Annotated in this window: 13 protein-coding genes; 6 read left to right on the top strand and 7 right to left on the bottom strand. The window is 64.1% G+C overall.

The genetic code is table 11. The features are described from left to right. Window positions 1–8 precede the first annotated feature (8 nt). From DIC66_RS17595 to DIC66_RS17620, 6 genes are all read left to right on the top strand, one after another. A complete protein-coding gene (locus DIC66_RS17595) occupies window positions 9–1124 on the top strand; it encodes a sulfate/molybdate ABC transporter ATP-binding protein (RefSeq protein WP_117179402.1) in 1116 nt (371 codons plus the stop codon). A 74-nt stretch (window positions 1125–1198) separates the two neighbouring features. Further along, window positions 1199–2356 carry an ATP-binding protein gene (locus DIC66_RS17600; protein ID WP_117179403.1) on the top strand — a complete coding sequence of 386 codons (1158 nt, stop codon included), beginning with the start codon at window positions 1199–1201 and terminating at the stop codon, window positions 2354–2356. 122 nt (window positions 2357–2478) lie between these two features. Then, window positions 2479–4422 carry a sigma-54-dependent Fis family transcriptional regulator gene (locus tag DIC66_RS17605; RefSeq protein WP_117179404.1) on the top strand — a complete coding sequence of 648 codons (1944 nt, stop codon included), beginning with the start codon at window positions 2479–2481 and terminating at the stop codon, window positions 4420–4422. 222 nt (window positions 4423–4644) lie between these two features. Then, window positions 4645–6441: an NAD(P)/FAD-dependent oxidoreductase gene (locus tag DIC66_RS17610; protein WP_117179405.1), complete on the top strand. Its 1797-nt coding sequence runs from the start codon at window positions 4645–4647 to the stop codon at window positions 6439–6441. 53 nt (window positions 6442–6494) lie between these two features. Continuing rightward, complete coding sequence (locus DIC66_RS17615; RefSeq protein WP_117179406.1) at window positions 6495–6746, top strand: type II toxin-antitoxin system Phd/YefM family antitoxin; 252 nt, start codon at window positions 6495–6497, stop codon at window positions 6744–6746. Then, window positions 6736–7107 (top strand): type II toxin-antitoxin system RelE family toxin, encoded by a 372-nt coding sequence (locus DIC66_RS17620; RefSeq protein ID WP_117179407.1) that lies wholly within the window; start codon window positions 6736–6738, stop codon window positions 7105–7107. Before DIC66_RS17615 ends, DIC66_RS17620 begins: the two co-directional genes overlap by 11 nt. Window positions 7108–7113: 6 nt before the next feature. Here DIC66_RS17620 and DIC66_RS17625 read toward each other — a convergent pair whose 3' ends face one another. From DIC66_RS17625 to DIC66_RS17655, 7 genes are all read right to left on the bottom strand, one after another. Next, window positions 7114–7779 carry a TetR/AcrR family transcriptional regulator gene (locus DIC66_RS17625; protein WP_117179445.1) on the bottom strand — a complete coding sequence of 222 codons (666 nt, stop codon included), beginning with the start codon at window positions 7777–7779 and terminating at the stop codon, window positions 7114–7116. A 20-nt stretch (window positions 7780–7799) separates the two neighbouring features. Further along, window positions 7800–8816, bottom strand: a complete 1017-nt coding sequence (locus DIC66_RS17630; protein ID WP_117179408.1) for an ABC transporter substrate-binding protein — start codon at window positions 8814–8816, stop codon at window positions 7800–7802. A 63-nt stretch (window positions 8817–8879) separates the two neighbouring features. Further along, window positions 8880–9767 carry an ABC transporter permease gene (locus tag DIC66_RS17635; protein ID WP_117179409.1) on the bottom strand — a complete coding sequence of 296 codons (888 nt, stop codon included), beginning with the start codon at window positions 9765–9767 and terminating at the stop codon, window positions 8880–8882. Further along, window positions 9764–10741: an ABC transporter permease gene (locus tag DIC66_RS17640; RefSeq protein ID WP_117179446.1), complete on the bottom strand. Its 978-nt coding sequence runs from the start codon at window positions 10739–10741 to the stop codon at window positions 9764–9766. Before DIC66_RS17640 ends, DIC66_RS17635 begins: the two co-directional genes overlap by 4 nt. After that, window positions 10734–11543: an ABC transporter ATP-binding protein gene (locus DIC66_RS17645; RefSeq protein WP_117179410.1), complete on the bottom strand. Its 810-nt coding sequence runs from the start codon at window positions 11541–11543 to the stop codon at window positions 10734–10736. Before DIC66_RS17645 ends, DIC66_RS17640 begins: the two co-directional genes overlap by 8 nt. Window positions 11544–11665: 122 nt before the next feature. Then, window positions 11666–12190 carry a DUF2726 domain-containing protein gene (locus tag DIC66_RS17650; RefSeq protein ID WP_117179411.1) on the bottom strand — a complete coding sequence of 175 codons (525 nt, stop codon included), beginning with the start codon at window positions 12188–12190 and terminating at the stop codon, window positions 11666–11668. 140 nt (window positions 12191–12330) lie between these two features. After that, window positions 12331–12900: a cob(I)yrinic acid a,c-diamide adenosyltransferase gene (locus tag DIC66_RS17655; RefSeq protein ID WP_117179412.1), complete on the bottom strand. Its 570-nt coding sequence runs from the start codon at window positions 12898–12900 to the stop codon at window positions 12331–12333. Window positions 12901–12949 lie beyond the last annotated feature (49 nt).

The raw sequence follows: 12949 nt of genomic DNA on the forward strand, positions 1-12949 counted from the left end.
AGAACACCATGAGCATCGCCATCCGCAACGTCAGCAAAGACTTCGGTACCTTCCACGCCCTGCGCGACGTCAGCCTGGACATTGAGTCCGGCGAACTGGTCGCACTGCTCGGCCCCTCGGGCTGCGGCAAGACCACACTGCTGCGCATCATTGCCGGGCTGGAGACGGCTGACCAAGGCAACATCCTGTTCAGCGGCGAAGACACCACCGACGTGCATGTGCGCGAGCGCAACGTGGGCTTTGTGTTCCAGCACTACGCGCTGTTTCGCCACATGAGCGTGTTTGACAACGTGGCCTTTGGCCTGCGCATGAAGCCGCGCGCCACAAGGCCCAGTGAGGCCGTCATCAAGCAAAAGGTGCACGACCTCTTGGGCCTGGTGCAGCTGGACTGGCTCTCGGACCGCTACCCGGCGCAGCTCTCCGGTGGCCAGCGCCAGCGCATTGCACTGGCCCGCGCCCTGGCCGTGGAGCCCAAGGTGCTGCTGCTCGACGAGCCCTTTGGCGCGCTCGATGCCAAGGTGCGCAAGGAGCTGCGCCGCTGGCTGCGCCGCCTGCACGACGACCTGCATGTGACCAGCATCTTTGTCACGCACGACCAGGAAGAGGCACTGGAAGTGGCCGACCGCGTGGTGCTGATGAACACCGGCAAGATAGAACAGATCGGCTCGCCGCAGGAAGTCTGGGACCATCCCGCAAGCCCCTTTGTCTATGGCTTCCTGGGCGATGTGAACCTGTTCCATGGCCGCGCCCACGAGGGCGAAATGCTGATCGGTGAAGACCAGCGCGGCGTGCGCCTGCAAAGCCCGGAGCACAGCGAAGCGCAGGACGCCAAAGCCTTCGCCTACGTGCGTCCGCACGACCTGGATGTGCGCCGCTACGAGGCCGGTGAAAACAGCGGCATTGGCGCCTACCAGCAGCAGCGCGGCATCCCCGCCAAACTGGTGCGCGCCATTGTGGTCGGCCCCATCGCCCGCCTGGAGTTACTGCCGCTGGATGCATCGGCTGCCGGCAGCGGCGACATCATCGAGGCGCAAATCGGCGCGCAGCAGTTTGCCGAGCAGGCCTTCAAAGAAGGCGAAGTACTGGTGCTGACGCCGCGCAAAGCCAGGGTGTTTGTGGCCTGAGGATTGCCAGAACGCACCATGAAATTCGAACATGGCATGTTGGAATTTCATGGTAAATGGATTAGCATGCCGGCATGCTGAACCGGGATGCACTTGAAAAAACCATAGCCGCTGCGCTGGCGCGCTCGCGCGGTGTGGTGCTGCAAGGCCCTCGCCAGTCGGGCAAAAGCACGCTGGCGCAGCGCTTTCTCCCGCGCGATTCGGCCAACTATTTCGACCTGGAGTATCCGCCCCACGCACAGCGCCTGGAGCAGGCCACGCAAACCCTGGAGCAGCTCTCAGGCCTGGTGGTCATTGACGAAGTGCAGCTGCGCCCATCCCTTTTCCCTTTGCTGCGCAGCCTGATGGACCGCTCCAACGCGCCAGGGCAGTACCTGCTGCTGGGTAGCGCCTCGCCCCAACTGATGCAGCAGGCCGGCGAGTCCTTGCTGGGTCGGGTGGAAACGGTGGAAGTCAGTGGCTTTGATCTGGATGAGGTGTGCAAGGCACAAGGCCACTACAGCGACGCAGTGGCCAACGCGCTGTGGCTGCGGGGTGGCTTTCCACGCGCGTATCTGGCGGCCAACGACGAGGACAGCTTTGTCTGGCGCATGAACGCGATTGCGGACCATGTGCGGGTGGACATGCCACAGTTTGGAATCAACATCGCAGCCCCGGCGATGTTGCGCTTCTGGACCATGCTGGCCCACTACCACGGACAGATCTGGTCGGCCGCACCGTTCGCCCAATCCATGGGCGTTTCAGAGCCCACCATACGGCGCTACCTGGACACCCTCACGCAAACCTTGATGGTGCGGCAACTCCAACCCTGGCATGAAAACCTGGGCAAGCGCCAGGTCAAGGCACCCAAGGTCTATTTTCGGGACACCGGTTTTTTGCATGCGCTGATGGGTGTGCACAACTTGACCGAATTGCTGGCGCACCCGCACCACGGGGCGAGCTGGGAAGGCTTTGCACTGGAGCAGATTCTGCGCATCGCCAAACCCACCGAGGCTTTTTTCTGGGCCACGCACCAGGGCGCCGAGCTGGACTTGCTGATGCTGCGCGGCCAGCAGCGTATTGGCGTGGAATTCAAGCGCTCACTGGCACCCACTGTCAGCACCAGCATGCGCATTGCGCTGCATGACCTGAAACTCGATGTGCTGTACGTGGTCTACCCCGGCCTGCACCGCTACAAGCTCAGCGAACAGGTCGAAGCAGTGCCGCTGTGGGCCCTGCTGCCCACACGCTGAACCGTCGGTGGCATCTGGCCGTGCAGGCTGGCAACGGCATCCTCTACGGGTATATGCGCCCTTGACACCCGGGCGCGGCAAGCAGATTGTGGCAGGCTGTTTTGTCCTCGCCGGAAACGCCCATGCCTGTCTCTTCCCATCAGCACATTGCCACTGTCATGCAGGTGGCCTCCGACGCCCGCGCCCTTGTGGGCGGCGCGCTGGCGCGCGAGCAGGTCATCCATGACTCGTGGCTGCGCTGCGTGCACGAGCACCGGCTGGACCCCACGCGTATGCAGGAGGCCATCATCGTGCCGCAGGCGCGGCTGCGCGAGCACAAGGAGCAGATGGAGAGCCTGCTGCACATTGCGCGCCACGGCCTGGAGTCGCTCTACAGCAAGGTGAGTGGCCTGGGCTATGTGGTGTTGCTGACCGATGCGCGCGGTATCACCGTGGACTTTCTGGGCGACCTGGTGTTTGAGCCCAGCCTGCGCAAGGCCGGCCTCTACCTGGGGGCCGACTGGAGCGAGCACCACGCCGGCACCTGCGGCGTGGGCACCTGCATCAGCACCGGCCAGGCGCTCACCGTGCATCTGGATGACCACTTCGATGCCACCCACATCCCGCTGACCTGCACCAGCGCGCCCATCTACGACAGCCACGGGCACCTGAGCGCGGTGCTGGACATCTCGCGCTTGAGCTCGTCGCAGCCCAAGGAGAGCCAGCACCTGGCCCTGCAGCTCGTGAGCATGGTGGCGCATGACATCGAAAACGCCGCCTTCCTGCAGCGCCACCGGCGCGACTGGATAGTGCGGCTCGCGGGTGCGCCGCAGTTTCTGGAGGTGCAACCCGAATACCTGCTGGCGCTGGATGCCAATGGGCGTGTGGTGGGCCACAACCGGCGCGCCCAGCTCGGCCTGCAATCGGTCAACCATGGCACGCTGCTGGGTGCGCGCTTTGAGGCCCTGTTCGACCTGCCCTTTGCCCACATCGGCCGCTTTGTCAAAACCGAGCCCAGCGACCAGCGTGCCGTCATGGTCACCGGCCTGCGGCGCCTGCTGTTTTTGTCGGCCACACCGCCACCCCCTGCGCCCGTGCTGGTGCGCGATGCCAAGGCGACAGTGGCCGTGCTGCCCGCGCCCCTGGCCGCCCTGTCGGCGGGCGACCCCGCCCTGGACCTGCAGATCAAGCGCGCCGCCATGCTGGTGAATTCGCCCATCAGCCTGCTGGTGACCGGCGAGACCGGCTCGGGCAAGGAGTACTTTGCCAAGGCAATCCACGCCAGCGGCGTGCGCCAGCAGCGGCCCTTTGTGGCGGTGAACTGCGCCGCCATCCCCGAGGCGCTGATCGAGAGCGAGCTGTTTGGCCACCTGCCCGGCAGCTTCTCGGGCGCCAGCTCGCGCGGCAAGCGCGGGCTGATCCAGGAGGCCGACGGTGGCACGCTGTTTCTGGATGAGATTGGCGACATGCCCCTGCCCCTGCAGGCGCGGCTGCTGCGCGTGCTGTCCGAGCGCGAGGTGCTGCCCGTGGGCGCCCTGAAGCCGATCCCCGTGAACATCCGCGTGATAGCCGCCACCCACGCGCCGCTGGAGCAACTGGTGCAGCGCGGCGGCTTTCGCGATGACCTGTACTACCGCCTGAACGGTGCGCACTTCAGCCTGCCGCCCCTGCGCGCGCGCACCGACCGCGGCCTGATGATGGACCGCCTGCTGGGCGGGCGCAGCCTGAGCCCAGCCGCCCGCGCCCAGCTCATGGCCCACCCCTGGCCGGGGAATTTGCGCGAGCTCAAGAACGTGCTGGAGTACGCCTGCAGCATGCGGGAGAGCGGCGATATCGACACCGACGACCTGCCCGCGCTGGCCACCAGCAACCGCACGCAAGCCCTGCTGCACGAGGCACCCACGCCAGCCGCTGCGCACGGCCAGCCTGCTGCCAGCACGGACACTGAAAGCAGCCAGGACCTGCGGCAACGGCTGCAGGCGGCCCACTGGAATGTGAGCGCGGTGGCGCGTGACATGCAGCTCTCGCGCATGACGCTGTACCGCCGCATGCAGCGTGCGGGCATCGTGCCGCCCAACCGCGCATAGGCGACGTATCAGCGGCTGATCAGGCAGTCCACGCACAGGCCTTTGGGCCGTGACAGGTGTCGCGTCTGGCCTGTGACAGCTGTCACCCTGTGACACCCGGCGAAAGCCTGGCGTTTGTTATGAATCAAGGACTTGCGTGGCCCGCATGCATGGCACGGATATTGACTTGTATCTCTGTGAGTCAGCCCGCGTAGAGGCTGGCGCAACACCGGAGACAAACCCATGACAAGCCCCACCCCGTCGCAACAGGCCAGCACCTGGCTGGCCGACTTTGAAGCCGCCCTTGGCAGCCGCAACCTGGACGCAGCCACAGCGCTCTTTGGCGCAGACTGCTATTGGCGCGACCTCGTCAGCTTCACCTGGAACATCTGCACACAGGAAGGCCCCGCAGCCGTGCGCGCCATGCTGGCCGAGCGCCTGGAGGATGCAGCACCTTCGAACTTTGCCTTGGAAGGCGAGGCCAGCGAAGCCGGTGGCGTGATCGACGCCTGGTTCACGTTCGATACCCGCGTCTCGCGCGGACGCGGCCACCTGCGCCTGCAAGACGGCCGGGCCTGGACGCTGCTGACCACCATGGTGGAGCTCAAAGGCTTTGAGGAGAAGACCGGCACCCACCGCATCAAGGGGGCTGAGCACGGCGTGCAAAAGGGCCGCAAGAACTGGCTGGAACGCCGCAAGGACGAAGAGGCCAGCCTGGGCTACACCGAGCAGCCTTATGTGGTGATTGTGGGTGGCGGTCAGGGCGGCATCATCCTGGCCGCGCGCCTGCGCCGCCTGGGTGTGCCCACGCTCATCATCGAGAAGAACGCGCGCCCCGGCGACAGCTGGCGCAACCGCTACAAAAGCCTGTGCCTGCACGATCCGGTCTGGTACGACCACCTGCCCTACATCCCCTTCCCCGATGACTGGCCGGTGTTTGCGCCCAAGGACAAGATTGGGGACTGGCTGGAGATGTATGCCAAGGTGATGGAGCTCAATTACTGGGGTAACAGCACGGCCCAAAGCGCCCACTTTGACGAGGCCGCAGGCGAGTGGGTGGTGCAGGTCAACCGCGCCGGCGAGCAGGTTACGCTGAGGCCCAAACAACTCGTCTTTGCACTCGGTGTGTCCGGCTATGCCAACGTGCCCAAGATTGCCGGGGCCGAGAGTTTTGAAGGCGAGCAACACCACTCCAGCAAGCACCCCGGCCCGGAAAAATACCAGGGCAAAAAAGTGGTGGTACTGGGCTCCAACAACTCGGCCCACGACATCTGCGCCGCACTGTGGGAAAACGATGTGGACGTCACCATGGTCCAGCGCAGCAGCACCCACATTGCGCCCTCACAGGCGCTGATGGAGCTGGCCCTGGGCGGGCTGTACAGCGAAGAAGCAGTGAAGAATGGCATAGACCACCACAAGGCCGACCTGGTGTTTGCCAGCGTGCCCTACAAGATCATGCACAGCTTCCACATCCCGGTGTACGAGGAAATGAAGAAGCGCGAGGCCGACCTGTATGGCCGCCTGGAGAAGGCCGGCTTCATGCTGGACTTCGGCGATGACGGCTCGGGCCTGTTCATGAAGTACCTGCGACGCGGCTCCGGCTACTACATCGACGTGGGCGCCAGCGAGCTGGTGGCCAACGGCAGCATCAAGCTCAAGAGCCGGGTCAACATCGAGCGCATCAACCTCAAGTCGGTCACGCTCACCGACGGCACCGAGTTACCCGCCGACGTGCTGGTCTATGCCACTGGCTTTGGCTCCATGAACCAGTTTCTGTCGGACATCGTCTCGCCCGAGGTGGCCAACCGCGTCGGCAAGGTCTGGGGCCTGGGATCGAGCACCACCAAAGACCCCGGCCCCTGGGAGGGCGAGCTGCGCAATATGTGGAAGCCCACCAACCAGCCGCAGCTGTGGATACACGGCGGCAACCTGCACCAGAGCCGCCACTACTCGCAGTTCCTGTCGCTGCAGCTCAAGGCACGCTACGAGGGGCTGGAGACGCCGGTGTACCAGCAGGCCGAGGTGCACCACCTGCGGTAGGTCGACACCAGCGCGATTAAGCGCCATAATTGGCTCTTATTTAGGAGCTGATTATGGAATCCATCTATGCCGACGTGACGATCAGCATGTCCGAGTTCAAGAAGAACCCGGCTGCTGTGTTGCGGGACGCCAAGCGCCGCCCGGTGGCGGTGCTGAACCATAACAAAGCGGCGTTCTACATGATCGAACCCGCCCTGTTTGAAGCGATGTTGGAAGAGCTTTCCGATCAGGAACTGGGCCGCACCGTGCTGGCCCGTATGGGGGAACGGGCCCAAGCCATTGAGGTGGATATCGATGCCATCTGAGGCAGCGCCGCCCGTTCGCAAATACAAATACCGCTTGCAGTTTGTGCCCAGCGCCTGGGCTGAGTGGCAGAAACTGGACGGCTCTGTAAAGGAACCCATGCGGCGCTTGCTGAAGAAGCGCTTGGACAACCCGCATGTGCCCGGCGCTGCGCTGCATGGTGCGCTGGCAGGGCACTACAAGATCAAGCTCAACAAGCAGGGTTACCGCCTGGTCTATGGTGTGCAGGACGATGTGCTGATCGTGATGGTGATGGCCGTGGACAAGCGAGAGGACAGCGTGGTGTACCAGTCCGCCATGGCACGCGTGTCTGAAAAAATGGCCGCACTGGCTGACGCGGCGCACAAGCGCTTGAAGCAATGAAACAGCCTACAAACCGCATCCCCTGAGGATCAACGCCACCACATGCTCGGTGGCCCGCGCATGGTCTTTCTCCGCCAGCGCATCGGTGTCCAGCACGGCGCAGACCTGCACATCGAAGTCGGCATAGGTTTGCGTGGCAGCCCAGATGGTGAAGAAGAGGTGCACAGCGTCTACAGGCGCCATGCGCCCGGCGTCTATCCAGCCCTGCACCACGGCGGCCTTGTCCATGACGAGTTGGCGCAGCTCCGTTTTCAGCAGTGCTTTGACCACCGGCGCGCCGTGCAGCAGTTCATTCGCAAACACCTTGGAGCCGTCGGGGCGCTCGACTGAGAGGCGCATCTTGGCGCGTATGTATTGCTCCAACGCGGTACGTGGTTCGGCCTCAGCCGTGATGACCAGCGTGGGCTGCAGCCAGTCATTGAGAATGCGGGCCAGCACGGCGCGGTAGAGCACGTCCTTGCTGCCAAAGTAGTAGTGCAGATTGGCCTTGGGCAGGCCGCTGGCCTCGGCGATGGCGGCCATGGTGGCGCCACTGAAGCCGGTGCGGGCAAACACCTTTTCTGCGCCCAGAAGAATCAGGGCCTCATTCGTCTGGCGAATGAGGCCCTTGGACGGGGCCTCGGGGGCTTCCGTCCTGACAGTGGCGCGCACGGTTTTTGTGGGTACAGCCATGCGCGCCTTCACCTGTGCGCTTACTTCTGCGCAGCTTCCCACACCGCATGGGTGTAGGCGGCCTTGCCCGGATCCTTCTTGATCACCGGGTCGCTGCCACCGGTCAGCAGGACCTTGATGGTGCGGTCAAAGGCGGCGGGCTCCAGGTAGCCAATCTTCTTGGTACCGGCGTTGCTGATGAGCTTGGCCACGTTTTCCATCTGGCGCTTTTGCACCTTCAGGCTGGAGCTGCCCGAGGTATCTGCAGCCACCACGGCCTTGGCCGCACCTTCAGGGTCTTTGACCGCAGCGTCCCAGCCCTTGAGCGTGGCCTTGAGGAACTTGCCCATGCGCGCCACGAAGGCGGGGTCTTTCAGGTTGGGCTCGAGCACGTACAGGCCGTCTTCCAGGGTGGAGACGCCTTCTTTTTCATAGAAGAAGGTGACCAGGTCTTTTTCCTTCACGCCCGCGTCCACCACCTGCCAGTACTCGTTGTAAATCATGGTGGAGATGCAGGCGGCCTGGTCCTGCAGGAGCGGGTCCACGTTAAAGCCCTGCTTGAGGATCTTTATGTCGGAGTCGGTCTTGAGCCCCAGCTTGTTCATCCAGTTGAGGAAGGGGTACTCGTTGCCGCCGTACCAGACGCCCAGGGTCTTGCCCTTGAAGTCCTTGGAGGTCTTGACGCCGCTCTTCTTCTTGCAGGTCAGCATCAGGCCGGACTTGTCAAACACCTGGGCCACGTTGACCAGGGGCACACCGGCTTCGCGCGAGGCCATGGCCGAGGGCATCCAGTCCACCACGATGTCGGCCTGCTTGCCGGCCAGCACCTGGGTGGGGGCAATGTCGGGGCCGCCGGGTTTGATGGTCACGTCCAGCCCCGCGTCCTTGTAGAAGCCCTTGGCAGCGGCCATGTAGTAACCGGCAAACTGGGCTTGCGGCACCCACTTCAATTGCACGGTGACAGCCTCATTGGCCAGCGCGCCAGTGCTGGCAGCAACGCCGCACACGGCCAGCACCGCAGCCATCAGGCCGCTGGTGATCTTGGGGGAACGAATCATGGAACACTCCTTCAGGGTTAAAGAATCAACACAGGACAACGAAAACATAAGGCCATCTGCTCGCTACTTGGCACCGCGAATCGACGGGTGCCAGAACGCGGCCCGCCGCTCCAGCGCCACCAGCAGGGCATAGGCCAGCGAGCCGGTCACGGCAGCCACCACAATCGCGCCCCAGACCAGGGGCATGTTCATGCGCGCGGCCTCGGTGGAAATGCGAAAGCCCAGGCCGCTGGTGGGCGAACCAAAAAACTCGGCGACGATGGCGCCAATCAGGGCCAGCGTGGCGTTGACCTTAAGCGCATTGAAAATGAAGGGCAAGGCAGAGGGCAGCCGCAGCGCCAGCAGCGTGCGCGTGTAGCTGGCGGCGTAGCTGTACATCAGCTCGCGCTCGAGCTTGCCCGCGGCCTTGAGGCCGGCCAGGGTGGACACCAGCATCGGGAAGAAGGTCATGAGCACCACCACGGCGGCCTTGGAGGGCCACTCAAAGCCAAACCACATCACTGCAATGGGCGCTATGCCGACCAGCGGGATGGCGCTGGTGAGAGAGGCCACGGGCAACAGGCCGCGCTGCAAAAACGGCATGCGGTCAATCGCCACGGCCACGGCAAAACCCAGACCGCAGCCCAGAGCCCAACCGATCAAAACCGCCTTGCCGACGGTCTGCACAAAGTCGCCCCAGAGCTTGGGCGCGTGGTCAGCCATCGACGCCACCACCAAACTGGGCGCGGGCAGCAGCACGCGCGACACGTCCAGGCAACGCACCAGCACTTCCCAAAAGAAGACCACCCACAGGCCGAAGACCGCGGCAGTGAAGGTGCCGACCCAGCGGCTGCCTTCCAGAGCGGCAGTGCGGTAGATGCTGTAGCCCGCCAGCACAGCGATCAGCACGATGGCAGGCCAGAACAGGGGCGAGGCACCGGCGCTCAGCCAGGCGTTCGTGGTGTCGCTCATGCCACACCTCCCCGGTTGCGCAAGACCAGGCGCTCCACCAGGGCCACAGCGGCCGTCAGCGTCAGCCCCAAGAGCGCCGACATCACCAGCGCCGACCAGATCTGCACCGTCTGGCCGTAATAGGAACCAGTGAGCAACCGGGCACCCAGACCGGCGACCGCACCCGTGGGCAGCTCGGCCACCATGGCGCCCACCAGACCAGCGGCCACGCCCACGCGCAGGGCCGGGAAGAGGAACGGCAGGGCAGCAGGCAGACGCAAGAGCCACAGCGACTGCCAACGGCTCGCAGCATAGGTGTGCATCATTTCGGTCTCAATCACCTGGGGCGAGCGCAGGCCCGCCACCATGGCCACGGTGACCGGGAAGAAGCACAGGTACATGGCAATCACCGCCTTGGGCGCCGTGCCGGAAAAACCCATGCTGCCCAAAATCACCAGCACGATGGGCGCAATGGCCAGCACCGGCACAGTTTGCGAGGCCACGATCCAGGGCATGAGCGCGCGGTCCAGCGTGCGGCTGTGCACGATCAGCACCGACAGCAACAGCCCCAGGGCCGTGCCCATGACAAAGCCGAGCAGCGTGCTCTGTCCCGTGACGGCCACGTGGTAAATCAGGTTGCGCGGGTTGTCCACGGGCCATTCGGTCAGGCTCTCAAACAGGTCCATCACCACCTGGTGCGGCGCAGGCATGAGCGGGCGCTCCATGGTCATGGTGGCCTCGAACAGCTCGCGCTGGGTGTAACCGGCCTCCTCGTCCAGAACGCGTTCAATGGCACCCGGCGCATTGAGCGCCCAGGCCGCCGCGTACCAGGCCAGCAGCACGGTCAGCAGCACCACGGCGATGGGCAGGCCGTTGTGCAGGAAGCGCTTCCAGAGGGAGGTTTGGCCGCCGGGCCGCCCCAAGGCCAAACGCGCCCCCTCGGGGGGCAGAGAGCCACGCGCAGCGGGCGAACGTGGGGGCACTATTTCAGCCATGGTGGCCATCCGCCAAAGCCTCGCGCACCTCATGTGCGAGGGCCATGAATTCGGGAGTGTCGCGCAGGCCCAGATGGCGTTCATCGGGGAGCGGTGACTGGATGACCTTGACGATACGCCCCGGGCGCGGCGACATCACCACGATCTTGGTCGACAGATACACCGCCTCGGCAATCGAGTGGGTCACAAACACCACGGTGCGGCGCTCGCGCTGCCAGAGCTGCTGCAACTGTTCGTTGAGCCGGTCACGGGTGATTTCATCGAGCGCGCCAAAGGGCTCGTCCATCATCAGAATTTTGGGCTCAAAGGACAGGGCGCGTGCAATCGACACACGCTGCTGCATGCCGCCGGAGAGTTGCCAGGGGTACTTGCCCTCAAAGCCCTTGAGGCCCACGCGTTCCAGATGCTCTTGTGCAATCTGCCTGGCCTCGGCCCGCCCCTTGCCCTGAATTTGCAGCGGCAGGGTCACATTGCCCAAAACCGTGCGCCACGGGAACAAGGCGGGTGCCTGGAACACATAGCCATAGGCCCGGGCGAGGCGCGCATCGTGTGGCGACACCCCATTGACCAGCACCTGCCCGGCGCTGATGTGCTCCAAATCCGCGATCACCCGCATCAGCGTGGTCTTGCCGCAGCCAGACGGCCCGATGAGCGAGACAAATTCGCCCTCGGCAATGTCCAGGTCAATGTCGCTAAGGGCATGCACCGGTGTGTCAGCTGTCTGGTAGACCACGCTGGCATGGCTTACCTGCACAGCCAGGCGGCTGGAGTCTGCGGGGCGGAGGGTTTGGGTTGTTGTCATGGACGGCCAGGGTGCACTACTTTGGGTCTCGGGAATCATAAGTTAACCAATTGGTCAACTTATCCTCCGATACTAGCGAGTTTCATGCCACGGCCACCACTGGGGTTTGTACTGCCCGGGTGCTATCCGAACGGGTCTGCGTTGAAGTCGGCGTCCGCGAAGCCTTGCGCCATGGTTCGCCCAAAGGCGGCTTGTATCTGTGCTTGATCGGGCAAGGCACCGACCTGCCATCGCAGCAGAGGAATGCCCGCAGTGGCAGTGGCGCGCTCCTTTGTCTCCTCGGCGGCAGTCGGGGCTTTGCCGCTGCGTGCGCTGTCTTCGAGTTCTATGGCGGCCAGCACGCTGACATCGCGGGCACAGACCACATAGTCGTACTGCAAGTGGCGCAGGCGCCGGCTCCAGGTTCTGAGGTCAAAGCCTGGCCGGACCCCCAACACGCTACTGAGCGGCACGCGCGACAAGACGATGTGCCCGGGCAGCGCCGTAACCAAGCGCTGGTACAGCACCTGCTCCGGGGTGCTAAGCGGCCGTTTGCCATAGAAGGGCCAAGTTGTGTCAGATTTGCGCCAGGCATTTCGCCTCTGGGACAGATGTATGACGAGGGCCGCGCAAAGCAGCAGGAGAGCAAGCGTGACAAAGTGGTTCAAGGGCTGGGCTTTGGTTCAAGACAGGAGCAAGGGGCCCGAGTCTGCGGTTTTGCCCGCACCCTGTCTTGATCAAAAACTGATCGCCAGCCGTCCAATGCCCTTCGCTTGCATCACAGCGGCGCCAGCGGTTGCGGCCTGCGCTAAGCCTGGGCCATGCGCTCGCTCTTCCAGTACACGTCATCGCCCACAGTGCCGTCGGTGCGGTGGCGGTTCAGGGCGCGCGACAGCACAAACAGCAGGTCCGAGAGACGGTTGAGATACTGACGCGGGTTTTCCTTCAGCGCCTCTTCATTACCCAGGGCCACCAAGGCGCGCTCGGCGCGGCGCGCCACGGTGCGGCAGACGTGGGCAAGAGACGCGGCGCGCGTGCCAGCAGGCAGGATGAATTCGGCCAGCCGCGGCAGTTGGGCGTTGTACTCCTCCAGCGCCTGGTCCAGTGCCAGCACCGCCTCGGGCTTGAGCAGTTCGTAGCCGGGGATAGAAAGCTCGCCACCCAGGTTGAAGAGCTGGTGCTGGATTTCCACCAGCAGCGTGCGGATGCCCTCGGGCATGTCTTCGCACAGCAGCACGCCGATGTTGGAGTTGAGCTCGTCCACATCGCCCATGGCGTGCACGCGCAGGCTGTTTTTGGAGACGCGGGTGTTGTCGCCCAGCCCTGTGGTGCCGGCATCTCCGGTGCGGGTGGCGATTTGTGTGAGGCGATTGCCCATTGTTATGTCTCCTGGAATCAAAGCCGGATTATTGACGCAGACGACCACC

It is taken from the genome of Rhodoferax lacus (assembly GCF_003415675.1).
GTDB lineage: Bacteria > Pseudomonadota > Gammaproteobacteria > Burkholderiales > Burkholderiaceae_C > Allorhodoferax > Allorhodoferax lacus.

Coding starts and splice junctions, on each gene's coding strand:
- DIC66_RS17595 (WP_117179402.1), top strand. CDS start 9: ATGAGCATCGCCATCCGCAACGTCAGCAAAGACTTCGGTACCTTCCAC.
- DIC66_RS17600 (WP_117179403.1), top strand. CDS start 1,199: ATGCTGAACCGGGATGCACTTGAAAAAACCATAGCCGCTGCGCTGGCG.
- DIC66_RS17605 (WP_117179404.1), top strand. CDS start 2,479: ATGCCTGTCTCTTCCCATCAGCACATTGCCACTGTCATGCAGGTGGCC.
- DIC66_RS17610 (WP_117179405.1), top strand. CDS start 4,645: ATGACAAGCCCCACCCCGTCGCAACAGGCCAGCACCTGGCTGGCCGAC.
- DIC66_RS17615 (WP_117179406.1), top strand. CDS start 6,495: ATGGAATCCATCTATGCCGACGTGACGATCAGCATGTCCGAGTTCAAG.
- DIC66_RS17620 (WP_117179407.1), top strand. CDS start 6,736: ATGCCATCTGAGGCAGCGCCGCCCGTTCGCAAATACAAATACCGCTTG.
- DIC66_RS17625 (WP_117179445.1), bottom strand. CDS start 7,779: ATGGCTGTACCCACAAAAACCGTGCGCGCCACTGTCAGGACGGAAGCC.
- DIC66_RS17630 (WP_117179408.1), bottom strand. CDS start 8,816: ATGATTCGTTCCCCCAAGATCACCAGCGGCCTGATGGCTGCGGTGCTG.
- DIC66_RS17635 (WP_117179409.1), bottom strand. CDS start 9,767: ATGAGCGACACCACGAACGCCTGGCTGAGCGCCGGTGCCTCGCCCCTG.
- DIC66_RS17640 (WP_117179446.1), bottom strand. CDS start 10,741: ATGGCTGAAATAGTGCCCCCACGTTCGCCCGCTGCGCGTGGCTCTCTG.
- DIC66_RS17645 (WP_117179410.1), bottom strand. CDS start 11,543: ATGACAACAACCCAAACCCTCCGCCCCGCAGACTCCAGCCGCCTGGCT.
- DIC66_RS17655 (WP_117179412.1), bottom strand. CDS start 12,900: ATGGGCAATCGCCTCACACAAATCGCCACCCGCACCGGAGATGCCGGC.